This window comes from Gelidibacter sediminis, from assembly GCF_004364975.1.
Classification (GTDB): Bacteria; Bacteroidota; Bacteroidia; order Flavobacteriales; family Flavobacteriaceae; genus Gelidibacter; species Gelidibacter sediminis.
On record NZ_SOBW01000007.1, the window covers coordinates 1472201 to 1497573 of the forward strand.

Consider the following 25373-nt stretch of genomic DNA (forward strand, 5'->3'; position numbering starts at 1 on the left):
AAAATAGACTTATGACAAAAGATACATCAAGAGTTAACCCGTTAGAAAATGAAGCTATTTATATCATTAGGGAAGTGGCTGCGCAATTTGAAAAACCCGTCCTATTATTTTCTGGGGGGAAGGACTCCATCACCTTGGTGAGATTGGCACAAAAAGCCTTCTATCCTGCAAAAATACCGTTCCCCTTAATGCATATTGATACCGGTCATAACTTTCCGGAAACCATCGCATTTAGAGATCGACTTGTTAAAGAGTTGGGCCTGGAATTAATTGTGAGAAATGTACAGGATTCTATTGACGAAGGAAAAGTTAAAGAGGAATCAGGCAGATATTCCAGCAGAAACAGTCTCCAAACCACAACGCTTTTAGATGCTATTGAAGAATTTAAATTTGATGCCTGTATTGGAGGCGCTAGAAGAGATGAAGAAAAGGCGAGAGCTAAAGAACGTATTTTTTCTGTAAGGGACGATTTTGGACAATGGGACGAGAAAAATCAGCGTCCAGAATTATTTGATATGTTAAACGGTCAAATTCATTTGGGACAAAATGTACGGGTGTTTCCTATTTCTAACTGGACCGAGTTGGATGTCTGGTCTTACATTGAAAGGGAAAATATTGAAATTCCATCCATCTATTTTGCCCACACCAGAGCAACGTTTTTAAGAGACGGATTGATTTGGTCTTCAGATGATGAGGTGGTATACAGAGATGAAAATGAAGTGGTTGAAGAACGATTGGTACGCTTTAGAACGGTGGGCGATATGAGTTGTACCGCTGCAGTGCTCTCAGACGCAGCTGATATTGCTTCTGTAGTACAGGAAATCAGAGAGTCCACCATTTCAGAACGTGGTGCGCGTATTGACGATAAACGCTCAGAAGCCGCCATGGAGAAACGTAAACAACAAGGGTACTTCTAGTATTAAGAAGTTAGTACAAAGAATTGAGTACGAAATAAATTGTAAGTAAAACATATAAGTATAAAGTGCGTAAAATCTTAATTCTACCTACTTCATACTTAATACTAAAAAATATGGAAGTTTTAAAAATAGCAACGGCAGGAAGTGTAGATGACGGAAAAAGCACTTTAATTGGAAGAATTCTTTACGACACAAAATCCTTAACGAGTGATAAACTCGAAGCCATAGAGAAAACTAGCAAACAAAAAGGTTACGATTATCTCGATTTTTCTTTGGCTACGGATGGGTTGGTAGCGGAAAGAGAGCAGGGCATCACCATTGATGTGGCGCACATCTATTTCTCCACACAAACCAAAAGTTATATCATAGCAGATACTCCTGGCCATGTAGAATACACAAGAAATATGGTTACAGGTGCCTCTACTTCACAAGCGGCCATCATTTTAATTGATGCTAGAAAAGGCGTTATTGAACAAACCAACCGTCATTTCTTTATCAATAATTTATTGCGGGTCAAAGAGGTGATCGTGGCGATTAATAAAATGGATTTGGTCCATTTTTCTGAAGACATCTATAATAAGATCAAAGCTGATTTTGAAACCTTGATGCAGAAACGTGATTATCAAGATCAGAACATCACCTTCATTCCGGTAAGTGCGTTAAAAGGTGATAATGTCGTGCATAAATCTAGAAACACGCCATGGTACAAAGGCCAAACCTTGTTGGAGCACTTTGAACTGTTAGATACTGAAGATGTTTATAATGTAGGGACTCCAAGATTTCCTGTGCAATATGTGATCAGGCCCAAAACGGAGGAATTCCATGATTTCAGGGGCTATGCGGGCAAAGTATATGGAGGTGAATTAAGTGTTGGTGACGAAGTGGTTGCTTTGCCATCACAAACCAAGTCAAAAATAAAAGAGATTTATCTGTATGACCAATCTTACCAAACGGCTTCAAGACGCTCTTCAGTGACCATCACTTTGGAAGATGATATCAATGTGAGTAGAGGGGATATGTTAGTGAAAGTTGACGACTTGCCAACTATTGATAAACAGTTTACCGCGACCATTTCTTGGATGGATTCGCAAAATTTAGTTACGGGAAACAAATATGTGTTGCAACATGGCGTGAATAAAGTCTTGGCAAAGGTAGATGCCATCCACCATAAGATTCATCCAGACTATTCAGGCATTGAAGAACATATAAGTGCTTTAGGGATGAATGATATCGCCTCTGTCACATTTAAGTTGAATAAGTCCATATTTTTCGACCCGTTCAAAAATCACAGGACCAATGGCTCGTTTATTTTAATCGATTCACAATCCAATAATACCGTTGGTGTGGGTTTTATTCAGTAAAAATTTCACTCCCACAAAATCGGAATTTGCTGGTTTCATAAAACAGATTACTAACAATATTCTCGCTTACCCGAGTTAGAATTCCTTCCTGAGCCTGCATCAACCGCAGTCAAAATGGACGGTTAATAGGGACTTTTTATGCAAAGTTTTAGAACAGAATTAGAAAATCCAGTCGTCGAAAAGGACATTATCGATTTAGCCCAAAAGATTGAGCTCTTCAAATATGGCAAGATTGATGACGATCAATTTAGAAGTGTGCGGTTGGCACGTGGTATTTATGGGCAAAGACAACCAGGGGTGCAGATGGTGCGTATCAAGTTGCCCTACGGGAAGGTGATGAGTCAACAACTAAAACGTATTGCGGATGTTTCTGACGAATATTCTCGCGGACGACTGCATATCACTACACGGCAGGATATTCAAATTCATTACGTGGATGTTGACAGGACGCCAGAACTTTGGTCTGAGCTAGAAAAAGATGCGATGACCATCCGTGAAGCCTGTGGGAATACCGTAAGAAATGTTACGGCAAGCGAAACTGCTGGGATTGATATCAACGAACCTTTTGATGTCTCGCCTTATGCCCATGCGGTGTTTCGATTCTTTTTGCGGAATCCTATCTGTCAAGATATGGGACGGAAATTCAAGGTGTCCTTCTCGGCTTCCGATGAAGATTCGGGCTTGTCATACATGCACGATTTAGGGTTTATTGCCAAAACTGAACATGGTATCAGAGGTTTTAAAGTGATGTTAGGTGGCGGCTTGGGCTCACAACCTCGACTTGCAGATGTGCTTTATGAATTTTTACCAACGGACAGAATTATTCCACTAATGGAAGGCGTGTTACGAGTGTTTGATCGTCATGGCGAACGTAAAAGTCGCGCAAAGGCCCGTATGAAATTCCTCATTAATGCTATTGGATTAGAAGAGTTCAAGCGTTTGGTTGATGAAGAACAAGAAGCAATTGCGCAAACGACCATTCCTATTGATGTTAAAGATTATCCAATTTCAGTACCAGCCGACATTGAAACGCCTAAAGTAGTCCTCAAAAATAAAGAGGCTTTTGATCTGTGGAAATCAACCAACGTTATTCCTCAAAAGCAAAATGGCTATGTGGCTATAGGAATAAAAGTCTTGCTTGGCGATTTCTATACGGATAAAGCACGTTTGTTGGCTGATTTGGTTGAGAAGTATGCCGCAGGAGAAATCCGATTGACCTTACGTCAAAATATTCTAATTCCGTTTGTGAAGGAAGACTTGTTACCATATTTCTATCAAGAATTAGATAAACTTGGTTTTACGGAAGTGGGCTATAATAAAGCGGTTGATATTACGGCATGTCCCGGTACAGATACCTGTAATTTAGGTATTGCCAGTAGTACAGGCATTGCGGAAGAATTGGAGCGTGTCATTAAAAGCGAGTATCCACACTATGTCAATAATAATGATTTGGTCATTAAAATTAGCGGTTGTATGAACGCTTGTGGTCAGCACAATATGGCCAATATCGGGTTTCAGGGCATGTCTGTCAGAACTCCAGACAAACTGGTGGCGCCTGCACTTCAAGTGTTGCTGGGCGGTGGAAATTTAGGGAACGGGAAAGGCGTGTATGCAGACAAAGTAGTAAAAATCCCAAGTAAAAGAGGACCAGAGGCTTTACGCCGAATTTTGAATGATTTTGAAGCTAATGCCAATGGTCAAGCTTTCTTGGATTATTATATAGCCCAAGGCGAAAAGTATTTTTATAATCTTTTAACCGACTTGTCTGACGTGACCAATTTATCCCAAGACGATTTTATTGATTGGGGTACCAATGAAGCTTATGTAAAGGCCATTGGAATAGGCGAATGTGCGGGTGTAATGATTGATTTGATAGCCACCTTGTTTTTGGAAAGTGAAGAAAAAATTGATAGGGCCAATGAAGCTTTAGGTCATAAAGTATATTCCAACGCCATCTATTTTGCCTACAGTGCGATGGTAAATACGGCAAAAGCGCTCCTGATTTCTGAGGATATTACTACAAATACTCAAGCCGGAATTATCAGTCAGTTTGATGAAGTGTTTATAGACTCCAAGAAAATAAGTTTGGCAACGTCTTTTTCAGAAATCATCTATCAAATTAAGGAAAATGCGCCAACAGAAGCCTTCGCTAAGGCATATATTAAAAACGCTTTCGTGTTTTTAGCCACAGCAAGAGCTTATAGAGCGCAGAAACAATTCGTTGCAATTTAAAATCCAATCTGTGAAGTTTTCAAAGCTTTGTAGGTTTCAAAAAACAAAAAAATGAAAACTCCAAAATTAACAGTCGTTGGTGCAGGGCCAGGAGATCCGGAACTCATCACTTTAAAAGCTATCAAAGCGATTGCATCTGCTGATGTCATTTTATATGATGCCTTAATCAATGTGGCCTTATTAGACTATGCATCGCCACAGACAGAACTCATCTTTGTAGGTAAACGCAAAGGATGTTATGCCTATCAGCAAGATCAAATTAACGATTTGATTGTGGCACGGGCTAAATCGCACGGACATGTACTCCGATTAAAAGGAGGAGATCCTTTTATTTTTGGTCGTGGTGCAGAAGAAATTGATGTTGCGCGTCAACATGGAATAGAAACGTATGTGGTGCCAGGCATTTCATCAGCTTTAGCTGTTCCTGCCTACCAAGGCATTCCATTGACAAAACGGGGTGCTTCTGAAAGTTTTTGGGTCATAACTGGTACTACGAAATCACATCAATTGTCCAATGACGTCAAACTTGCTGCCCAATCTACAGCAACGGTCGTCATCTTAATGGGCATGGGTAAACTGTCTGAAATTGTTGCTGTATTTTCATCTGAAGGAAAAGAGCAGACCCCCGTTGCCATCATTCAAAATGGAACCACAAAAGATGAAAAATTTGGAGTTGGTACGGTCACAACTATTTGTGATGTTGTCAAAAACCAGAATCTTGCCAACCCCGCAATTATTGTTATTGGCGAAGTGGTTAACCAACGGGTCCAACTCGATTCGGCATTATCAGACCTAAACCATCAACTCCTAACGGCATAAACCATGGAACGCAATAATTTATATCCTATTTTTTTAAAAATGCATCAGATCCAAACCCTTATCGTGGGCGGTGGCAATGTAGCCTTAGAGAAACTCACCTTTTTATTAAAATCGAGTCCCAACGCCAATGTAGAGATGGTCGCTCCTTTTTTTAGAGATGAGGTCAAAACGCTTGCGGCACAATTCAACATCAATCTGATCGTCATGGCCTATGATGATGCGTTTTTATGCGATAAAGACTTGGTGATAGCCACCACGGATAACTTGGAGGTCAACAAGCAAGTTTATAGCGATGCAAAACGACGAAATTTATTGGTAAATGTTGCGGATACGCCAGAGTATTGCGATTTCTACCTCGGTGGCATCGTTACAAAGGGCAACGTCAAAATAGCCATTTCTACCAACGGAAAATCGCCAACAACAGCGAAACGACTACGTCAGTTTTTTGAAGATGTCATTCCAGAAGATGTGAATGCAATGGTAGAAAATTTAAATCAGTACAGAAAAACAATAAAAGGAAATTTTGAGCAAAAAGTGCATGCACTCAACAAAATAACCGAAACCTTAATTAGTAAATAACATGATTACAACAGACATTTTAATAATAGGAGCAGGACCTACAGGACTATTTACCGTTTTTGAAGCCGGATTGTTAAAACTCAAATGCCACTTGATTGACGCATTACCCCAACCAGGTGGCCAATGTTCAGAATTATATCCTAAAAAACCCATTTATGACATTCCAGGTGTTCCTGATATCTTGGCGGGCGATTTAACAAAAAATTTATTGGAGCAAGGCAAACAATTTGAACCGGGCTTTACCTTGGGCGAACGTGCAGAAACCATAGAAAAACAAGAGGATGGTAGTTTTATAGTCACGACAAATAAAGGCACCAAACATCATGCGCCAATTGTAGCTATTGCTGGCGGATTAGGGTCATTTGAACCTCGAAAACCTTTGATTGACAATATTGCATATTATGAAGATTTAGGGGTCGACTATTTTATTAAAGATCCTGAAGTGTACAGAAATAAAAAGGTGGTGATTTCTGGAGGTGGGGATTCAGCTTTAGATTGGAGTATCATTTTAGCTGATATTGCTGCAGAAGTGACACTCGTACACCGACGTAATGAATTTAGGGGCGCTTTAGATTCCGTAGAAAAGGTGCAGGAATTAAAATTGTTAGGAAAAATCAATCTTATCACACCCTCTGAAGTTACTGCTTTACACGGTTACAAAAGATTGGAAGGTGTCACCATAGAACACGACGGAGAGAAAATTTTATATGAAGCGGACCATTTTATTCCACTCTTTGGATTGTCGCCAAAATTAGGACCAATTGGAGATTGGGGATTGGAGATTGAAAAAAACGCCATAAAAGTGGATACGTTTGACTACCAAACCAATATTCCGGGAATTTTTGCCATAGGCGATGTCAATACGTATCCTGGAAAATTAAAGTTGATTCTGTGTGGCTTTCATGAAGCAACGCTCATGTGCCAATCAGCATATCAAATCATTAATCCTGGTAAAAAGTATGTGCTTAAGTACACAACGGTCAGTGGTATTAATGGGTTTGATGGATCTCGAAAAGAAGCTCCAAAAGCAGTTGTGCAAGCGATTCAATAAATGGCAGAAAATAAATGCTTAATTTTGATATTATAGTTATGAATAACACGTAATATCAATATATGAGTAAAGTATCGCATCATCTCAACCAGTTTCAAACGTTTAATATCTGTTTGAAAGATCCTATAGAAACCTTCACGAACGCTTTGTTTTATATGCTGTTTGATGAAGAATATCGGAATCATAACTGTCAGTTTGTAAAGGACACTTTTCTTAAGATTACCAAGAAACTGAAATTAGAGGATGGTGAAGACACATGGTTGCAATTTGAAAAACAATTCAGTACTATTCGAGAAAAGCTCGATTTAGACGCCATTGCTATTGAAAAAGGCGACCCGGCAGCACGAAGTTTAACGGAAGTCTATTTGGCCTATCCTGGTTTTCACGCGATTGCCATCCATAGACTTAGTCATGCCTTATACAATTTAAAATATTTCGTCATTTCACGAATGATGAGTGAACATGTGCACGGTTTAACCGGTATTGATATTCATCCCGGCGCCACCATCGGCGATTCATTCTATATAGATCATGGTACGGGCATTGTTATCGGTGAGACGGCCATCATCAAAAATAACGTGAAAATTTATCAAGGCGTCACTTTGGGTGGTATTCAAATTAAAAAGGAGTTTTCAGACACCAAAAGACATCCAACCATTGAAGATAACGTTACCATCTATGCCAACGCTACGGTTTTGGGAGGTGATATTGTTATTGGTGCCAATAGTACCATCGGTGCTAACGTATGGATTACGCAATCCGTTCCAGAGAATTCGTTAGTAACTTATCAAACAGAAATTAAGATTAGCACGCGCAACAAATGATTAAAAGTCAATCGATAATAGATCAAATAGGGAACACACCACTTGTAGAAGTGAAACATATCATTTCTAAAAAAGGGGTGCGATTATTTTTAAAATTAGAAGGCAAGAATCCAGGAGGAAGTGTGAAAGATCGCGCGGCCTTTAATATGATTTCTGAAGCTTTAAAACGGGGTGATATTAAGAAAGGCGACACCTTAGTGGAAGCCACTAGCGGCAATACAGGCATTGCATTGGCTTTTATAGCCCAATTGTTAGGCGTTAAAATGATCTTGATTATGCCAGAGAATTCGACTGAAGAGCGGATTAAAACGATGCGTGCTTACGGCGCCGAATTAATTTTAACCCCAGCTGATGAAGGGATCGAAGGGTCGCGAGATCTTGCAGAAAAACTAGAAAAAGACAAAGGGTATTTTATGCTGAACCAATTTGCAAATGACGACAATTGGAAAGCCCATTATAAAACTACCGGCCCTGAAATTTGGCGAGATACCAACGGCGAAGTCACACATTTCGTGTCCGCTATGGGTACCACCGGAACCATCATGGGGGTTTCAACATTTCTTAAAGAGCAAAATAAAAACATTACTATTGTTGGGGCGCAACCTAAAGACGGTGCTAAAATCCCCGGAATTCGTAAATGGCCAGAGGCGTATCTACCTAAGATCTTCAATCGCTCAAAAGTTGATGAAGTTGTTGAGGTGAGTGAAGAAGAAGCCATAGTTACTACTAATAGATTGGCAAAAGAAGAAGGTGTTTTTGCTGGTATGAGTAGTGGTGGTTCCGTAGCTGCGGCATTAAAAGTGGCAGAAAATTTAGACCAAGGCGTTATCGTGGCCATCATTTGTGATATTGGAGATCGGTATTTATCATCCAATTTATTTGATTAAAACTTGGTCAACTATTTTTTATGGCTTAAATTCGCCCCTAGTTCATACTATTAATAATTGTTATCACGAAAGGCAGAGGGATTAGACCCAATGAAGCCTTAGCAACCCTTTACTCATAAAGAAGGTGCTAAATTCTACTTTATTCTGAATTTATTCAGGATTTAGACAGATAACCAAAGTGTATTTCTCTCACTTTCCTGATGACATTTTTATTTTTTTACAAGAATGTCAGATATAAAAACCGCATTACAACACCGTATTTTAGTTTTAGATGGGGCCATGGGCACCATGCTACAACGCTATAATTTTTCGGAAGAAGATTTCCGAGGCGAGCGTTTTAAAGAGTATCCAAGCTCCGTTAAAGGCAATAATGATTTGTTGTCGCTCACCCAACCCCAAGCAATTGCTGACGTGCACCGTAAGTATTTTGAGGCGGGTGCTGATATTGTGGAAACGAACACCTTCTCAGGGACTACCATTGCAATGGCCGATTATGACATGGAAGATCTGGTATACGAACTGAATTATGAATCTGCTAAGATTGCGAAACAGGTTGCCGACGAATTTACCAATACCAATCCTGACAAACCCCGATTTGTTGCCGGAAGCATTGGGCCAACCAATAAAACGGCGAGTTTATCTCCTGATGTTAACAAACCTGAATTTCGAGCCATTACGTTTGACGAATTGCGCATTGCCTATAAACAACAAGTGGAGGCATTAATTGATGGTGGCGTTGATGTCCTTTTGGTCGAGACCATTTTTGATACTTTAAATGCCAAAGCAGCCTTATTTGCAATTGAAGAAGTTAAGGAAGAACGTAATATAGACATTCCTATAATGGTATCCGGAACCATTACCGATGCTTCAGGACGAACACTTTCAGGACAAACGGTGGAAGCGTTTTTATTATCCATTTCCCATATTCCGTTACTGAGTGTCGGATTTAATTGTGCATTGGGTGCTGATCAGTTGCAGCCTTACTTGCAACGTTTATCCAACGAAACTGACTTTTACACGTCAGCCCATCCCAATGCCGGTCTGCCCAATGCGTTTGGCGAATATGAGCAAACTGCTGATCAGATGAACGCTTTAATTGAAAACTATTTGAAAGATGGTTTGGTCAATATTATAGGCGGATGTTGCGGAACCACCCCAGAACACATTAAGAAAATTGCAGACACCGCAAAAAATTATCAACCTCGAAAAATTGAAGTGATCATTTAAAGGTTCCTTCCCTTTTTTCAAGGGAAGGTGGTTTTATTTCCTATAAAAGAAATGAAGTCGGAAGGATAAAAAACAGAAAGAACATGAGCAAGACTAAGAAATACCTAACACTTTCAGGACTCGAACCATTAATCGTGACTCCTGAGAGTAATTTTATAAATGTAGGTGAACGCACCAACGTTACAGGGTCACGAAAATTCCTGCGACTTATTAAAGACGAAAACTATAGTGAAGCCTTAGATGTGGCACGTGATCAGGTGGAAGGCGGTGCCCAGATTATAGACGTCAATATGGATGAAGGCATGTTGGACGGCGTATATGCAATGACCAAATTTTTGAATTTAATTGCGTCAGAACCTGATATTGCCAAGTTGCCGATTATGATTGACAGTTCCAAGTGGGAAATCATTGAAGCTGGCTTGAAAGTGGTTCAGGGGAAATCAGTGGTCAACTCCATCAGCTTAAAGGAAGGCGAAGAGACTTTTATCAAACAAGCCAAATTGGTAAAGCGCTACGGCGCCGCAGTAATTGTGATGGCGTTTGATGAAGATGGCCAGGCCGATACATTAGACAGGCGTATTGAAATTTGCAAACGCTCCTATGATATTTTAGTAAATAAGGTCAAATTTCCTGCTCAGGACATTATTTTCGATCCTAATATTTTTCCAGTCGCAACCGGCATGGACGAGCACCGATTAAATGCCTTAGACTTTTTTAAGGCAACCAAATGGATTCGAGAAAACTTGCCATACGCCAATGTTTCGGGTGGTGTCAGTAACGTGTCTTTCTCTTTTAGAGGAAATACTGTTGTTCGGGAAGCCATCAACTCGGCATTTTTATATCACGCCATTCAATATGGGATGAATATGGGAATCGTCAACCCAACCATGTTGGAAATTTATGATGAAATTCCGAAGGATTTATTGGAGCATGTTGAAGATGTATTGTTTGATAGACGTGAGGATGCTACGGAGCGCTTATTGGATTTTGCCGAGACGGTTAAGGGCGACAAGAAAGAAGATGTTGCCAAAATTTTGGAATGGCGAAATGATGCCTTACAGGACCGGATTACGCATGCGCTGGTGCGCGGAATTGAAACCTTTATCATTGAAGATGTAGAGGAAGCGCGTCAGCAAACGGGAAAACCTATTGAGGTTATTGAAGGCCATTTAATGATTGGGATGAGTGTTGTTGGAGACCTCTTTGGAAGCGGTAAAATGTTTCTTCCCCAAGTAGTCAAATCCGCGCGAGTCATGAAAAAGGCAGTCGCCTATTTGCAACCGTTTATTGAAGCCGAAAAAGATGGCAAGCAGGAGTTTGCAGGCAAGGTTTTAATGGCGACCGTTAAAGGTGATGTTCACGACATTGGTAAAAATATTGTGAGTGTGGTTTTAGGTTGTAACAATTATGAAATCATCGATTTAGGAGTAATGGTGCCACCGGAAAAAATCATTGAAACTGCTGTCAGAGAGAATGTCGATATTATCGGTTTGAGCGGATTGATTACGCCTTCTTTAGATGAAATGGTGTATGTGTCCAAAGAAATGCAAAAAAAGAACATCAATATTCCTCTAATGATTGGCGGCGCCACAACATCTAGAGCACATTCTGCAGTTAAAATTGCCCCAAATTACGGCCATACTGTCGTGCATGTTAATGATGCTTCGAGAGCAGTAACCGTGGTGGGTAATTTACTTCAAAAGGACAATCGCGTTTATAAAGAGCAAATTCGTGAAGAGTACGAAAAATTTCGAGAGCAGTTTTTAAAGCGTGGCAAACAGAAAAATTTCGTGACTATTGAAGAAGCCAGAAAACGCAAATTTAAAATCGATTGGAACACTACTGAAATTGTCAAACCTAACCAATTGGGCGTTCAAATTATCGAAGACTTTGAGCTTAAAAAATTAGAGGCCTTTATTGATTGGAGTCCGTTTTTTAGAAGTTGGGATTTGCATGGCAAATATCCCGAGATTCTTACCGATGAAGTTGTGGGTGAACAGGCGACGGAGTTGTTTGCTGATGCAAAAGCTTTATTGAAAAAAGTGTTGGATGAAAAACTGTTGAAAGCAAAGGCGATTTTCGGATTGTACGCCGCAAACACCATTAATGATGATGATATTGAAATTTACGATGCTTCAGGAAAAACACAAGTCACTTTTTTAACCCTGCGGCAACAATTAGAAAAACGGGAAGGCCTGCCGAATTTTGCGTTAGCCGATTTTATAGCGCCTAAAGATTCAGGAAAACAGGATTATATGGGCTGCTTTTGTGTGTCTACGGGTTTTGGAACCGCAGAATTAGCAGCGCAATATGAGAAAGATCTTGATGATTACAATTCGATTATGATTAAAGCACTAGCCGATCGACTTGCGGAAGCATTTGCAGAATATTTACATAAGGAAGTGAGAACCAATCATTGGGGCTATGATTCTGATGAGAATTTATCTAATGACGAATTGATTAAAGAAAGCTATAAAGGCATTCGTCCGGCACCCGGATATCCAGCATGTCCTGACCATCTGGAGAAAAAAACAATTTGGAAGCTGTTGCAGGTCAAGGAAAATATTGGTGTGGAAATTACAGATAGTTTAGCGATGTGGCCAGCGGCAAGTGTTTCAGGCTATTATTTTGGAAATAAAGAATCCAAGTATTTCGGACTCGGGAAAATCACCCAAGACCAATTAAAAGATTACGCCAAAAGACGCGGTATTAGCAATGAGGAAGCGGAAAAATGGTTGAATCCTAATTTGGCGGATTAAAGTCAGTTGGGGTTTGTGAAGAAAATTTCACAGGGACTCCCAGAAGGTACGCAGAGCTACACAGAGAAGTTAAAAAATAATAATACGGCCAAGAAAGCATTCGTGTATTCGTGGCAAAAAAAATCCCACATTGGGGAAATTACACATGAAAGTAACAGATCACATTAAACAAGCAAACGGAAATACACAATTTTCTTTTGAAATCTTACCACCATTAAAAGGGCAGCACATCCAATCAATTTTTGATAATATTGACCCATTGATGGAATTTAAACCGCCGTTTATTGATGTGACCTACCATCGGGAGGAGTATGTATTTAAAGAACAGGAAAATGGCCTGCTCAAAAAACAAGTGGTAAAGAAGCGACCAGGAACCGTAGGTATTTGTGCGGCAATTCAAAATAAATATAAAGTAGATGCCATTCCGCATATTTTATGTGGTGGATTCACAAAAGAAGACACTGAGAATTTTCTGATAGATCTTGACTTTTTAGGAATCGATAATGTGATGGCGTTACGCGGGGATGCCGTTAAAACGGAAACTTATTTCAGGCCAGAAAAAGATGGGCATGAATATGCTAATGGCTTGGTGCAACAAATTAGCGCTTTAAATGAAGGCGTATACTTGGATGAAGAACTTCAAAATTCCTCAAAAACCGACTTTTGCATTGGCGTAGCGGCTTATCCTGAAAAGCATATGGAATCGCCAAGTTTGGAAAGTGACATTCATTTTTTAAAGAAGAAGATTAAAAATGGCGCCGAGTATGTCGTGACCCAAATGTTTTTTGACAATCAGAAATACTTCGATTTTGTAAACAAATGTAGAACTGAAGGCATCACGATACCAATCATTCCTGGATTAAAACCAATTGCTACAAAAAAGCAACTGAACTTGTTGCCACATCGCTTTCATGTGGACTTACCTGAAGATTTAATTTTAGAAATTGTTAAATGCAAGGACAATGTGGCAGTGAAACAAGTGGGCATTGAGTGGTGTATCCAACAATCTAAAGAACTGCAACAAGCAGGCATTCCGGTGTTGCATTATTATTCAATGGGGAAAAGCGATAATATTCAAACCATAGCATCGCAAATTTTCTAAGCACTACAAGAGTCTTTTACATGGTAAATATGAAAGATAGGTTCCTACAAGCAGCACAATTTTAATTATTGCATTAAATTTGCCGCTTAATTTAAATTAATGAGGCGTCTAATAGTAGGTGTATTGTGTGTAACGAATGCGATCGTATTTTCCCAGGAAGATCCGGATGTGTTCACTCTTGATGCCAACTATTTCTACGGGACCATCTTGCAACATAATGCGGGAATTTCACATCTAATTACAGATCATCCCTCAGGTGTCATTTTAAGTTTTAATAAAAAAACCTACGGATTCAAGCCTTGGGAGAGTCGCTACAATTATCCAGATTGGGGATTTTCATTTGTTTATCAGGATATGAAAGATTCTTATTTGGGTGAAAATTACGGGGTGTCAGCACATTATAATTTCTATTTTTTAAAACGAAACTTAAATCTTCGAATCGGACAAGGTCTTGCCTACACTACAAATCCTTATGATAGGGAGACTAATTATTCGAACATTGCGTATGGCTCAAAATTGATGAGTTCCACCTATCTCATGTTTAATTATAAAAAGGAGAATCTGTTTGAGGGCTTAGGTTTTCAGGCAGGACTTTCGCTCATCCATTATTCCAATGCCAATGTTAAAGCGCCAAATAGTTCTACTAATACCTTCGCTTTTAATGTAGGAGCCAATTATATGATAGGTTATAAGGAGGAACCCGAGTTTCAACCGTCTACAGTAAGTAAGGAATTCACTGAAAACATTAAATATAATTTCGCTTTTAGTACTGGGGTTAATGAAAGTGATATTGTCGGCACCGGACAATTTCCATTTTATAATTTAGCTTTTTATGCAGATAAACGGATTAACAGGAAAAGTGCATTGCATGTAGGAGCAGAAGCATTTTTTGCCCAGTTTTTAAAGGAATTAATCTATTATTATTCGGTGGCATATCAAGAACGAAACATTGATCCTAATACAGATTATAAAAGATTTGGTGTTTTTGTTGGCCATGAATTGTTCATTAATAAAATGTCTTTTCTAACACAAGTGGGCTATTACGTTTATTATCCTTACGATTTTGAAGGGCGTGTGTATAACCGAATTGGCTTGAAACGCTATTTTGGAGATCAGTTTTTTGGAGCGATTACATTAAAGGCGCATGCGGCAAAAGCAGAAGCGGTAGAATTTGGAATTGGTGTGCGCTTATAAAATTAAAAAATGAAGAAATTACTATACATCTGTATTACAACCTTATTGCTTTCATGCAGCGGAAATAATATTCCTGATTGTTTTTTGGCATCGGGAGCAATCATCCAAAAGGAGGTTGTTGTTTCAGAATTTACTGAAATTGTTGTGTATGATCGGGTGCAGCTCATTGTTAAAGAGGCGCCTGAACAAAAAGTGACACTGGAAACAGGTGAAAATCTGTTGGATGGTATTGCAATAAAAGTAGTAGGTAATCAGCTAATTCTAAAGAATAATAACAGTTGTAATATTGCCAGGAATTATGGTCTTACTAAAGTTTATGTGAGTTCGCCAAATATAACCTTTATCAGGTCTAGCACCGGATTACCTGTAGTGAGCGATGGTGTATTGAGTTACCCAGAGTTTAAAATATTTTCTGATGATACAGATGAAAAAGGTAAATACAACACGGCGGGAGATTTCAGAATGGAACTTAAGTGTAAGAATTTATGGGTTCGGAACAATAATATTTCAAATATGTATTTAAGCGGAACCGCAGAAAATATGCTGTTAGAATCGCGTTCTGGCGACTCTCGTTTTGAAGGTAGATTCCTTATTGTTCAAGATATTGAGGTTTTTCATCGCAGTAGCAATGACATGATCTTGAATCCACAAAAGTCCATAACTGGTGAAATCAGGAGTACAGGAAACATTATTCTGGTCAACGAGCCTCCTGTGGTTGATGTAAAAGCTGTGTATAAAGGACAGTTAAAAATAGAGTAAGCTTTTTAAACCGTTAATTCTCTAAACAAACTTTCTAGATTCTTGTTTTTCTGATTCAGTTGTAAGATTTTTAATCCGTTGTCATGCGCAAAATCAAAAACGCTCGGACGCATATCTTCTTTAGTTGAAAAGGTCATTTCATAAATGAAATCGTGCGTATTCTTTACATTTTGAATGTGTTTTAAACGATTTAGCAATACGTCTTCCACACGGTAATCAAACTCTACTTCTATTATTTGTGCTTGATCAGCTTTTAAATCGGTGAGTTTTTTATCGGCAACAATTTCACCTTTGTTGATGATGATAACGCGATCGCAAATAGCTTCTACTTCTTGCATAATGTGCGTAGATAGAAATACTGTTTTTTCTTTCCCTAAAGATTTGATTAATTCACGAATATCAACCAACTGATTTGGATCTAAACCCGTGGTAGGTTCATCTAAAATCAACACCTCAGGATTGTGTAACAGAGCATTTGCCAATCCCACACGCTGACGATAGCCTTTAGAAAGCTGACCTATTTTTTTGTGAGCTTCAGGAGTTAGTCCTGTAAGTTGAATCACTTCTTTAATGCGTTCTTTGGAAACATTATACACATTGGCATTAAACGCTAAATATTCTTTAACATACATATCCAAATACAACGGATTGTGTTCAGGTAAATATCCAACACATTTTTGCACCTCACGAGCGTTTTGTTGAACATCAAAGTCGTTCACTCTGGCACCACCTTCAGTAGCTTCTATATAAGTGGTCAAAATTTTCATCATCGTAGATTTTCCAGCACCGTTTGGCCCTAAGAACCCAACAATTTCGCCTTTATTAATCTTAAAAGAAATATTGTTAAGCGCTTTTTGATCAGCGTATAATTTAGTTAGATGAGTGACTTCAATGGACATGCTTCAAGATATTTGGTCAAAAATAAGCATTTTTGATATGTAATGAATTAACGAAATCGTTGTAATATAAAAAGAACAAAAAAAACATTTTGTTTATTCGATTTATTAGTTACATTAGCGATATCAAATAATGAGAACAGCAGTTTACACATATCAAACTTGGAATTATTTCTTTTTTAGCAAAAGGAACGAGACTTCGTATGTGTAATTTATAACTTATAAATTTTATGTAAAAGTCTCGATGAAAATCGGGACTTTTTTTGTTAGTGAAACGTTCATTTTATGAGTTCGAAGGACGAAATAAAATGAACTAGTTGAACTAATCCCGCCGAAAGGCGGGATGCTGTTGAAAGTTTAAAGCTGTTAAGTTAATTATTTGTAATGGATCATTTTACAAGATTGGTTATGAGTTCGAAGAACGAAATAAAATAAACACATGATAAAATCTGTTGCCATACAAGGAATTAAAGGGTCATTTCATCACATCGTTGCCATGCAATATTTTGATGTTCCAGTAAAGGTGGACGAATGTCTAACATTTGACGGCGCTGTACAAAGTGTGTTAACCCACAAAACAGATGCTGTTATTATGGCCATTGAGAATTCAATTGCCGGTTCCATTATCCCTAATTATGCTTTAATTGACAATAACCATCTGCAAATTATTGGAGAACATTATCTAGACATTCAGCATCATTTAATGGGATTGGCCGGGCAATCTATCGAGGAGATACAAGAGGTGTATTCCCATCCCATGGCATTATTACAGTGTAAGGAGTTTTTTAAAAAATATCCGCATATCAAATTGGTAGAGGATAAAGATACTGCTGAGGTAGCCCAACGCATTCAACAAAAACAATTAAAAAATGTGGGTGCTATTGCAAGTCGCTTGGCTTCAGAATTGTTTGATTTGGAAATTATTTCAGAAAGTATCCAAACTATTAAACACAATGAAACGAGGTTTGTAATCGCCAAAACATCTAGTTCTGAAGTAGACGAAGTAAGAGTGAATAAAGCATCTTTAAAATTCGAATTAGATCATAAACGCGGCAGTTTAGCGTCTATTTTAAATGTGATGAGCGATTGCAATTTAAACCTTACCAAAATACAATCCTTACCGAAAATCGAGACACCTTGGAAATATTCATTTTTTGTGGATGTCACTTTCGAAGCATATCAAGATTATCAAAAAGCCAAATCAATAATGGAAATTATGGCACAAGACTTTAAAGTTTTGGGCGAATATAAAAATGCACGACAATGATCACTTTCGCAAACCGATTAAATACCGTTGAAGAATACTACTTCTCTAAGAAATTGAGAGAAGTTAATTTGCTTAAAGCGCAAGGAAAACCAATTATTAATTTAGGTATTGGCAGTCCAGATTTAGAGCCGCCAACTCGTGTTATAGCTGCAATGACAGAAAGTTTGAACGACTCCGTGGCACATAAATATCAAAGTTATCAAGGATTGCCAGAACTAAGAGAAGCCATGTCAGGTTTCTATAAGGAGCATTTTGGCGTATCTTTAAGTCCGTTGACTGAAGTACTGCCTTTAATGGGAAGCAAGGAGGGGATTATGCACATTTCAATGGCTTTTTTGAATGAAGGCGATGAGGTTTTAATTCCAAATCCGGGATACCCAACCTATCAATCTGTAACAAGACTTGTTGGTGCGACACCTGTTTTTTATGATTTATCTGAAGAAAACGAGTGGTGTCCTGATTTGATCGCTTTAGAAAAAAGTGACCTCTCAAAAGTAAAATTGATGTGGATCAGCTACCCACATATGCCAACAGGAGCAACCGCCAGCAATAAGGTTTTTGAGGACATCATTGCTTTTGCAAAACGTCATAATATACTGGTGATTAACGATAATCCGTACAGCTTTGTGCTGAATGATTATCCGCGAAGCATATTAAAATACAAAGGCGCAAAAGATGTCTGCTTGGAGTTGAATTCTTTAAGTAAAACCTTCAATATGGCCGGCTGGCGTGTAGGGATGGTGGCAGGAAGACCTGAATATCTTGACGCTATCTTAAAAGTGAAAAGTAACATGGACTCTGGGATGTTTTACGGCATTCAAAAAGGTGCTATTGAAGCCCTAAAATGCTCTAAAATGTGGTTCATTAGTTTGAACAGCGTTTATGAAGAACGCCGTAAAAAAGTATGGGAATTGGCTGATGCCTTAAACTGTACTTACGACGAGAATGCTACAGGGCTTTTTGTTTGGGCAAAACTGCCACCTCATAAAACTGCTGAAGCCTATATTGATATGATCTTAAAGGAACACTCCATATTTGTGGCGCCAGGAACCATTTTTGGAAGCAATGGAGAAGGGTATATTAGGTTTTCATTATGTGCTGCCATAGAAGAATTAGATGAAGCGATTGCAAGAGTAAAATAGAATGAAAAACATATACATTATAGGGGTAGGATTGATTGGCGGCAGTTTGGCGCTCGATATTAAGAAAAACGACCCCAAGATAAAAGTATTCGGTATAGATCATAACGATGCCCATTTGGAAGAAGCCATTCAATTGAAAGTGATTGATGCCAAGGCTACTTATGAAGATTTAAATCACGCCGATTTGGTGATCATGTCCATTCCGGTAGATGCAGCAGTAACTGAAATTATAAAGGTGTTGAAATTGGTATCTGACAATGCTTTGGTAATGGACGTTGGTTCTACAAAAGCTGAAATTTGTAAGGCGATTGAGCAGCACCCCAAACGACGTAATTTTTTAGCCACGCATCCTATTGCAGGAACGGAATTTTCTGGACCGAAGGCCGCTATATTGGGATTGTATAAAAACAAGACAAACATCATTTGTGAGGTTGAAAAAACAGCGTTTAAGCTTCAAGAAAAAGCGTTGCAATTGTTTGTTGATTTGGGCATGCGCATTCGGTATATGAATCCTGAAGCACACGACAAACACATTGCGTATGTCTCACATTTATCGCACATCAGTGCATTTATGTTAGGAAAAACGGTCATTGATAAAGAAAAAAACGAACGGGATATTTTTGACATGGCAGGGAGTGGATTTGCATCAACCGTGCGTTTGGCAAAAAGTTCACCAGAAATGTGGACACCAATCTTTAAACAGAATAAAGCCAACGTCCTCGAAACCTTGGATGAATATATCAGCAATCTGACAAAATTCAGGGCGCTCATGCATGATGATGATTTTGAGGCCATTTATTCAGAAATGAAAAACACCAATCACATTAAGGAGATACTAAACGGGATAGAATAGAGAAAATAGAGTATAGAATAGAGCAAAGAAAGCAGAGATTCAATTTTTTGTGATTTTTTCTCGACTAAATAAGAATAGTAATAGTAATTAAGAGTAACATGGAAAACAAGAAAGAGTTAAGAACATGGTTGGATGATTTAAAATTAGATCACCCATTGGTCATTGCAGGCCCATGTAGTGCAGAAACAGAAGAGCAAGTCTTAGGCATCGCCCATCAGTTAAAAGATACGGATGTGAGTTATTATAGGGCAGGAATATGGAAACCACGTACACGCCCAGGAATGTTTGAAGGTGTTGGTGCGCTAGGTCTAAAATGGCTGCAAAAGGTAAAAGCTGAAACGGGTATGAAAACCGCAACAGAAGTCGCCAATAGAGCGCATGTTGAATTGGCTTTGGAGCATGATATTGATTTGCTTTGGATTGGTGCTCGTTCTACCGTAAGCCCTTTTATTGTTCAAGAAATTGCTGATGCCTTAAAAGGAACAGATAAAATTGTATTGGTTAAAAATCCGGTCAATCCAGATTTACCGCTTTGGTTGGGTGCCATTGAACGTTTAGCTTCAGCCGATATTAAAAGATTGGGAGCCATCCACAGAGGGTTTTCAACCTATGATAAAACAAAATATAGAAATAATCCGGAATGGCAATTGGCAATTGAATTGCAAACCAAATTCCCTGATTTACCATTAATCAACGATCCTTCGCACATTACAGGAAAACGTGATATGATTTTTGACGTGTCTCAAACAGCCTTAGATCTAAATTTTGACGGACTGATGATTGAAACGCATACCGATCCTGATGCGGCATGGAGTGATGCTGCTCAGCAAGTCACACCAAAAGCATTGATTCAAATGATGTCCGATTTGAAAATTAGAAAAGAATCAGATCCAGAAGCGGAATACAATACCAATTTGAATAATTTGAGAGCTCAAATTGATGTTGTAGACAATCAGCTTATTGAGATGATGGGCAAGCGCATGAAAATTGCTGACGGAATTGGCGCCTTGAAAAAACAGAAAAACGTTGCCGTATTACAAAGCAAACGTTGGAATGAAATTTTGGGTAAGATGGTATTAGAAGGTGAGCAAAACGGTTTGAGTGAAGAATTTATCCTTAAAATGTTTAAGGCCATTCATCAAGAGTCAATCAATCATCAGGAAAAGATCATTAACGGCTAAAACTTAAAGAGGCTATTTCATAACAGTAATAGCCTCTTTTAATTTCAGAATATCCGTTATACAACTTTATCAAGTATAAGCTCTTTTTATTGGCATGTTCAATTTAGCTTTTAGTGTAGCTTAATCGTCTTGAAGCTTTTCTCATTAAAATATTGATTAAATCTTCAGAGCTGCTTCCCATGCCGCCTTTTACCTTTTTATTATAATTCCATAATAAGACACCATCCTCAGCATTGTGGACACTCATATTTATAACGGCACTATTTGTAGAACCCCAAAACCCAACAAGTAATCCTAAGGCAATTGAAGCACCTTCAGACATGGGCTTGTCAGTTTCAAAATCTCCACTAATTACGGCATCTACACCAAGAATTTCAGCTAACTCTTGTGGCGTATAATTAGAAATGTTTGTATAATTAATGTCTTTTTTATTCAATAGGGCAGTAGTTGCCTTTGGGTCCTGAATTTCAATAGTTTGCATATCTCCTCGCTTTTTACGTTTTAAAAACCAAGAGTACATTGCCGTTTGAATACCTTCACCTTCTGATTTCTCAATACGATCTAATTGTTCACTAGTCATATCTTTCATTTGTTTAGGTCTCAGTTTTACTTGAGTTTTAAACGGTGTAATGGCTATGCTTTTATGTGTTTTGGCAATGTCATCAAATTGAGGATTTTCATAAAGGTTGGTTTGCGATTTCGCATTAATAATAAATGCAATCAAAAAAATAGCGGGTAATAATTTTTTCATAAGGTTGGGTTGTTTTTTAGATTTAAAAGCGAATATACATTTTTTCTTCAATTTAAAAAGCGTTATTTTGTCCTGTAAATTACAGTAGGAAAATGACAGGAATAGTATATAAATCTACCGGAAGTTGGTACACCGTAAAAACAGATTTGGGTGCTGTGTATGATTGCCGAATAAAAGGGAAATTCAGACTGAAAGGCATCAAAAGCACCAACCCCATTGCGGTTGGAGATGTGGTGGATTTTGATATCGAAACCTTAGATAATGTTACTACGGGCATTATTCACACCATTCACGACAGAGAAAACTACATTGTTCGTAAATCTGTGAACCTTTCTAAGCAAACGCACATTATTGCTTCAAATATTGATCAGGTGTTTTTGCTCATTACCATCAATAACCCGCCTACACTTACCAGTTTTATAGATCGTTTTTTGGTCACTACGCAAGCGTACGGAATTAAAACGGTATTAGTATTCAATAAAATGGATACTTACGATGACGATAATGTAATGGAAGTTAAATATCTTGAATCTGTTTATCGAAAAATCGGTTACGAGTGTATAGAAGTATCTGCAATGACGGGGCAGAATATTGAGCATTTAAAAGGCTTGATGAAAGATAAAACAAGCATGTTTGCGGGGCATTCGGGCGTTGGGAAATCGACGTTGGTCAATGCTATAGAACCAGATTTAGATCTTAAAACCAAGGAAATTTCCATGCAACATATGCAAGGTCAGCATACCACTACGTTTGCTGAAATGTATGATTTAAGTTTTGGAGCAAAAATCATCGATACTCCTGGAATTAAAGGTTTTGGTGTGGTAGACATGGATAAGGAAGAAATTGGCGATTATTTCCCTGAATTTTTTGCCTTAAAACAGGATTGTAAATTCAATAATTGTCTCCATGTTGAAGAGCCACATTGTGCTGTAAAAGACGCACTAGATAAAGATGAAGTTTCTTTTTCGCGCTACAGAAGTTACCTGCAGATTTTGGAAGGTGATGATGAGCATTATCGTACGGAAGAATGGATGAAGTAAGGGGTTCAGTCTTCAGTCTTCAGTCTTCAGTTGGCAGTTCTCAGTCTTCAGTTGGCAGTTCATTTTTGCGTCATTTTAAAATTCGTTAATTTATTTTAAATTTTTCTTCCCAAGACCTCACCAATCATGAAAGTAGTTGTTCAAAGAGTTTCCAAAGCAAGTGTCAGCATCGCTAATGAGAAAGTAGCTTCAATAGCCAACGGATTATTAATTCTTTTGGGTATTGTAGATGAAGATACGTTTGAGGATATCCAATGGCTCACTCGGAAAGTAGCTAATCTGCGTATTTTTGAAGATGAAAATGGCATCATGAACCGCTCACTGATAGATGTTGATGGAGACGCCATCGTAGTCAGTCAATTCACCCTCCATGCGTCCACTAAGAAAGGCAATAGACCTAGTTATATAAAGGCTGCCAAACCTGATGTGGCCATTCCATTATACGAGCAATTTATAACGGAATTGGAAGCGCAACTCGGAAAGAAAATTCATACAGGTCAATTTGGTGCTGATATGCAGGTGGAACTTATCAATGACGGTCCTGTAACCATAATTATGGATTCTAAAAATTTAGAATAACCACTTTGATATTTGGTAAAAAGTTATATTTTAGCTTTTTAACAAGCCCCCATGATCAAAATTTACCGCTTAATTTTTGTTCTGGTTTTTCCTATTCTATGTGTTGCACAGGATGAAAAACTATTGAGCTCCTACACGATTCCTACAAGTTTAAGAGAAAACGCCAATGCCGTTGTAAGGTTAGATGATAATCATATTGAAGTCAAATCTTATAATAAAATGGTGTTTACTAATAAACGTATTGTCACCATATTAAATTCTTCCGGCAACTCCAAGGTGGGGACTGCAATGGGTTATGATGACAATATTTCCATTAAAAAAATGGAAGCGCGTATTTACAATTCTGCAGGTGACGAAATTAAAAAAATCAAGAAAAATGATTTTGAAGATATGAGTGCCGTGCCCGGCGGTACCCTTTATTCTGACAGCAGGGTAAAGTATTTACGTTATACCCCAATTGATTATCCATATACCGTTCTATTTGAGACTGAGGTTGAATACAGCTCAACAGGATTTATTCCTGGTTGGCGACCAATTGAAGGCTATTTTACCAGTACAGAAAATGCCACCTATAAAATCAGTAATCCATCGGGTGTTGACATCAAAACCAAAACCAACAATTTTGAAGCGTTTGGTATTGAGAAAATCGATGAATTCTCTTTTAAAGCAACGAATTTATCTGCAATACAATCAGAATCTTATAGTCCTGATTTTTATAATTTTGCCCCCTTGCTCAAGGCAACCCTTACCAAATTTGAAATGGAAGGTGTTGATGGTTCCAATGTTGATTGGAAAGATTTTGGTAAATGGATGAATGAAGCCCTTATTTTAGACACTCAGGAACTCCCAGCAGACGTCAAAGTTGAAATAAAAAGTCTTACCGCAAGCGCAACATCTGATATTGAGAAAGCAAAAATTGTCTATCAATACATGCAAAACAAAACACGATACATCAGTGTTCAAGTTGGCATTGGTGGCTGGAAGCCAATGTTGGCATCAGATGTGCACAGACTGGGGTATGGGGACTGTAAGGGACTTACCAACTATACTAAAGCTCTATTGAATGAAATAGGGGTTGAAAGTTATTATACAGTAATTCATGGTGGTTCTGATATTAAGGATATTGACGCTTCATTTTCATCCATACAGGGCAATCACGTTATTTTAGCGCTTCCTACAGACGATGATTATATTTGGTTAGAATGTACAAGTCAGACAGTGCCGTTTGGTTTTAATGCTAATTTTACAGACGATAGAGCAGCGCTCATTTTAACTCCAGAAGGTGGCAAAATAGTGCATACTAAGGTATATACTGCTGCCGAAAATCTATTGGATACTAATGCTCAGATAGTTTTGACAGCTACTGGAGATATTAATGCCCATATTATAATGAACTCTTACGGAACCCAGTATGGACATCATGAAGGCATACAAAATAAACCTTTAAAGGAACAAGCCTTACACTATAAAGACTATTGGAATTATATCAATAATTTAGAAATTGAGGCAATGACCTACAAAAACGATAAGGATAGCATTGTTTTTACCGAAACTATTAATTTGGAGGCTGCAAAATATGCTTCCAAAACAGGAAATAGATTATTGTTAAGTCCCAATTTATTTAACGTGCTCTCCGCTGTCCCGCCACGCTACCGTGACAGGAAACTCCCATTTGAAATAGAGCGTGGATTCCATGATAGAGATTCCTACACCATTTCAATCCCTGAAGATTTTGAGGTTGAAGCACTGCAAGAGCCCATTCATCTCAAAACACAGTTTGGCGAATATGAGTCTACAATAACCCAAACCTCTCAGAACAGTTTAGTTTATAATCGCATATTTACTTTAAACAAAGGCGCTTATGAAAAAGAAGATTATGAAGCGTTCAGAGAGTTTTGGTTGGAAATTGTAAAACATGACAAATCGAGAATTATATTAAAATCTAAATCATAA

General features: G+C 38.3%; 22 protein-coding genes and 1 riboswitch. Of the genes, 20 read left to right on the top strand and 2 right to left on the bottom strand.

All coding sequences use genetic code 11. The features are described 5' to 3' along the window. The first annotated feature begins 11 nt into the window (after positions 1-11). From cysD to BXY82_RS06350, 13 genes are all read left to right on the top strand, one after another. Positions 12-917 carry a sulfate adenylyltransferase subunit CysD gene (gene cysD / locus BXY82_RS06290; protein ID WP_133757301.1) on the top strand — a complete coding sequence of 302 codons (906 nt, stop codon included), beginning with the start codon at positions 12-14 and terminating at the stop codon, positions 915-917. A gap of 113 nt (positions 918-1030) precedes the next feature. Next, positions 1031-2278, top strand: a complete 1248-nt coding sequence (locus BXY82_RS06295; protein ID WP_133757302.1) for a sulfate adenylyltransferase subunit 1 — start codon at positions 1031-1033, stop codon at positions 2276-2278. 138 nt (positions 2279-2416) lie between these two features. Further along, positions 2417-4510, top strand: a complete 2094-nt coding sequence (locus BXY82_RS06300) for a HEPN domain-containing protein (RefSeq protein ID WP_133757303.1) — start codon at positions 2417-2419, stop codon at positions 4508-4510. Positions 4511-4561: 51 nt separating this feature from the next. Further along, positions 4562-5329, top strand: coding sequence for a uroporphyrinogen-III C-methyltransferase (gene cobA, locus BXY82_RS06305; RefSeq protein ID WP_133757304.1), 768 nt, complete (start codon positions 4562-4564; stop codon positions 5327-5329). 3 nt (positions 5330-5332) lie between these two features. Next, entirely contained in the window at positions 5333-5908 is a 576-nt protein-coding gene (locus BXY82_RS06310; RefSeq protein WP_133757305.1) for a precorrin-2 dehydrogenase/sirohydrochlorin ferrochelatase family protein, read from the top strand. 1 nt (position 5909) lies between these two features. Continuing rightward, positions 5910-6959 carry an NAD(P)/FAD-dependent oxidoreductase gene (locus tag BXY82_RS06315; RefSeq protein ID WP_133757306.1) on the top strand — a complete coding sequence of 350 codons (1050 nt, stop codon included), beginning with the start codon at positions 5910-5912 and terminating at the stop codon, positions 6957-6959. 62 nt (positions 6960-7021) lie between these two features. Continuing rightward, on the top strand, positions 7022-7783 hold the full coding sequence (gene epsC, locus BXY82_RS06320; protein ID WP_133757307.1) for a serine O-acetyltransferase EpsC: 762 nt from the start codon (positions 7022-7024) through the stop codon (positions 7781-7783). Beyond that, on the top strand, positions 7780-8670 hold the full coding sequence (cysM, locus tag BXY82_RS06325; protein ID WP_394345927.1) for a cysteine synthase CysM: 891 nt from the start codon (positions 7780-7782) through the stop codon (positions 8668-8670). Before epsC ends, cysM begins: the two co-directional genes overlap by 4 nt. Before the next feature lie 57 nt (positions 8671-8727). Next, positions 8728-8846, top strand: a riboswitch (SAM riboswitch). A 49-nt stretch (positions 8847-8895) separates the two neighbouring features. After that, positions 8896-9897 carry a homocysteine S-methyltransferase family protein gene (locus BXY82_RS06330; RefSeq protein ID WP_133757308.1) on the top strand — a complete coding sequence of 334 codons (1002 nt, stop codon included), beginning with the start codon at positions 8896-8898 and terminating at the stop codon, positions 9895-9897. An 83-nt stretch (positions 9898-9980) separates the two neighbouring features. Continuing rightward, entirely contained in the window at positions 9981-12656 is a 2676-nt protein-coding gene (metH, locus tag BXY82_RS06335; protein WP_133757309.1) for a methionine synthase, read from the top strand. Positions 12657-12801: 145 nt separating this feature from the next. After that, the gene (gene metF / locus BXY82_RS06340; protein ID WP_133757310.1) at positions 12802-13758 is read left to right on the top strand and encodes a methylenetetrahydrofolate reductase [NAD(P)H]; all 957 of its coding nucleotides are present in this window, start codon (positions 12802-12804) and stop codon (positions 13756-13758) included. A gap of 99 nt (positions 13759-13857) precedes the next feature. Next, positions 13858-14952, top strand: coding sequence for an acyloxyacyl hydrolase (locus BXY82_RS06345; protein ID WP_133757311.1), 1095 nt, complete (start codon positions 13858-13860; stop codon positions 14950-14952). Positions 14953-14961: 9 nt separating this feature from the next. Next, complete coding sequence (locus tag BXY82_RS06350; protein ID WP_133757312.1) at positions 14962-15711, top strand: head GIN domain-containing protein; 750 nt, start codon at positions 14962-14964, stop codon at positions 15709-15711. 5 nt (positions 15712-15716) lie between these two features. On the opposite strand, the gene gldA is transcribed toward BXY82_RS06350, so the two are convergent. Then, entirely contained in the window at positions 15717-16610 is an 894-nt protein-coding gene (gldA, locus tag BXY82_RS06355; protein ID WP_133757313.1) for a gliding motility-associated ABC transporter ATP-binding subunit GldA, read from the bottom strand. Between the two features lie 436 nt (positions 16611-17046). Here gldA and BXY82_RS06360 point away from each other — a divergent pair, with 436 nt between their 5' ends. From BXY82_RS06360 to BXY82_RS06375, 4 genes are all read left to right on the top strand, one after another. Continuing rightward, positions 17047-17874: a prephenate dehydratase gene (locus BXY82_RS06360; protein WP_133757314.1), complete on the top strand. Its 828-nt coding sequence runs from the start codon at positions 17047-17049 to the stop codon at positions 17872-17874. Next, complete coding sequence (locus BXY82_RS06365) at positions 17871-19016, top strand: pyridoxal phosphate-dependent aminotransferase (RefSeq protein ID WP_133757315.1); 1146 nt, start codon at positions 17871-17873, stop codon at positions 19014-19016. Before BXY82_RS06360 ends, BXY82_RS06365 begins: the two co-directional genes overlap by 4 nt. Position 19017: 1 nt before the next feature. Next, entirely contained in the window at positions 19018-19869 is an 852-nt protein-coding gene (locus BXY82_RS06370) for a prephenate dehydrogenase (RefSeq protein ID WP_133757316.1), read from the top strand. A gap of 98 nt (positions 19870-19967) precedes the next feature. Further along, a complete protein-coding gene (locus tag BXY82_RS06375) occupies positions 19968-21050 on the top strand; it encodes a bifunctional 3-deoxy-7-phosphoheptulonate synthase/chorismate mutase type II (RefSeq protein ID WP_133757317.1) in 1083 nt (360 codons plus the stop codon). A gap of 103 nt (positions 21051-21153) precedes the next feature. Here the strand turns inward: BXY82_RS06375 and BXY82_RS06380 are convergent, their stop codons facing one another. Continuing rightward, positions 21154-21801 carry a hypothetical protein gene (locus BXY82_RS06380; protein ID WP_133757318.1) on the bottom strand — a complete coding sequence of 216 codons (648 nt, stop codon included), beginning with the start codon at positions 21799-21801 and terminating at the stop codon, positions 21154-21156. Between the two features lie 92 nt (positions 21802-21893). Between BXY82_RS06380 and rsgA the strand changes: the two genes are divergently transcribed. The 3 genes from rsgA (at position 21894) to BXY82_RS06395 (ending at position 25373) form a co-directional block, all read left to right on the top strand. After that, on the top strand, positions 21894-22841 hold the full coding sequence (gene rsgA, locus BXY82_RS06385) for a ribosome small subunit-dependent GTPase A (RefSeq protein WP_133757319.1): 948 nt from the start codon (positions 21894-21896) through the stop codon (positions 22839-22841). Between the two features lie 126 nt (positions 22842-22967). Beyond that, on the top strand, positions 22968-23420 hold the full coding sequence (gene dtd, locus BXY82_RS06390) for a D-aminoacyl-tRNA deacylase (RefSeq protein WP_133757320.1): 453 nt from the start codon (positions 22968-22970) through the stop codon (positions 23418-23420). A gap of 51 nt (positions 23421-23471) precedes the next feature. Further along, the gene (locus BXY82_RS06395) at positions 23472-25373 is read left to right on the top strand and encodes a DUF3857 domain-containing protein (RefSeq protein WP_243835707.1); all 1902 of its coding nucleotides are present in this window, start codon (positions 23472-23474) and stop codon (positions 25371-25373) included.

Excerpts from the sequence above, each read along its gene's own strand:
- BXY82_RS06380 (WP_133757318.1), bottom strand. The coding sequence starts at position 21,801 with ATGAAAAAATTATTACCCGCTATTTTTTTGATTGCATTTATTATTAAT.
- cysD (WP_133757301.1), top strand. The coding sequence starts at position 12 with ATGACAAAAGATACATCAAGAGTTAACCCGTTAGAAAATGAAGCTATT.
- metH (WP_133757309.1), top strand. The coding sequence starts at position 9,981 with ATGAGCAAGACTAAGAAATACCTAACACTTTCAGGACTCGAACCATTA.
- BXY82_RS06365 (WP_133757315.1), top strand. The coding sequence starts at position 17,871 with ATGATCACTTTCGCAAACCGATTAAATACCGTTGAAGAATACTACTTC.
- gldA (WP_133757313.1), bottom strand. The coding sequence starts at position 16,610 with ATGTCCATTGAAGTCACTCATCTAACTAAATTATACGCTGATCAAAAA.
- BXY82_RS06375 (WP_133757317.1), top strand. The coding sequence starts at position 19,968 with ATGGAAAACAAGAAAGAGTTAAGAACATGGTTGGATGATTTAAAATTA.
- BXY82_RS06350 (WP_133757312.1), top strand. The coding sequence starts at position 14,962 with ATGAAGAAATTACTATACATCTGTATTACAACCTTATTGCTTTCATGC.
- dtd (WP_133757320.1), top strand. The coding sequence starts at position 22,968 with ATGAAAGTAGTTGTTCAAAGAGTTTCCAAAGCAAGTGTCAGCATCGCT.
- cobA (WP_133757304.1), top strand. The coding sequence starts at position 4,562 with ATGAAAACTCCAAAATTAACAGTCGTTGGTGCAGGGCCAGGAGATCCG.
- BXY82_RS06300 (WP_133757303.1), top strand. The coding sequence starts at position 2,417 with ATGCAAAGTTTTAGAACAGAATTAGAAAATCCAGTCGTCGAAAAGGAC.
- BXY82_RS06330 (WP_133757308.1), top strand. The coding sequence starts at position 8,896 with ATGTCAGATATAAAAACCGCATTACAACACCGTATTTTAGTTTTAGAT.
- BXY82_RS06345 (WP_133757311.1), top strand. The coding sequence starts at position 13,858 with ATGAGGCGTCTAATAGTAGGTGTATTGTGTGTAACGAATGCGATCGTA.
- cysM (WP_394345927.1), top strand. The coding sequence starts at position 7,780 with ATGATTAAAAGTCAATCGATAATAGATCAAATAGGGAACACACCACTT.
- BXY82_RS06360 (WP_133757314.1), top strand. The coding sequence starts at position 17,047 with ATGATAAAATCTGTTGCCATACAAGGAATTAAAGGGTCATTTCATCAC.
- BXY82_RS06310 (WP_133757305.1), top strand. The coding sequence starts at position 5,333 with ATGGAACGCAATAATTTATATCCTATTTTTTTAAAAATGCATCAGATC.
- BXY82_RS06315 (WP_133757306.1), top strand. The coding sequence starts at position 5,910 with ATGATTACAACAGACATTTTAATAATAGGAGCAGGACCTACAGGACTA.
- metF (WP_133757310.1), top strand. The coding sequence starts at position 12,802 with ATGAAAGTAACAGATCACATTAAACAAGCAAACGGAAATACACAATTT.
- rsgA (WP_133757319.1), top strand. The coding sequence starts at position 21,894 with ATGACAGGAATAGTATATAAATCTACCGGAAGTTGGTACACCGTAAAA.
- BXY82_RS06295 (WP_133757302.1), top strand. The coding sequence starts at position 1,031 with ATGGAAGTTTTAAAAATAGCAACGGCAGGAAGTGTAGATGACGGAAAA.
- epsC (WP_133757307.1), top strand. The coding sequence starts at position 7,022 with ATGAGTAAAGTATCGCATCATCTCAACCAGTTTCAAACGTTTAATATC.
- BXY82_RS06395 (WP_243835707.1), top strand. The coding sequence starts at position 23,472 with ATGATCAAAATTTACCGCTTAATTTTTGTTCTGGTTTTTCCTATTCTA.
- BXY82_RS06370 (WP_133757316.1), top strand. The coding sequence starts at position 19,018 with ATGAAAAACATATACATTATAGGGGTAGGATTGATTGGCGGCAGTTTG.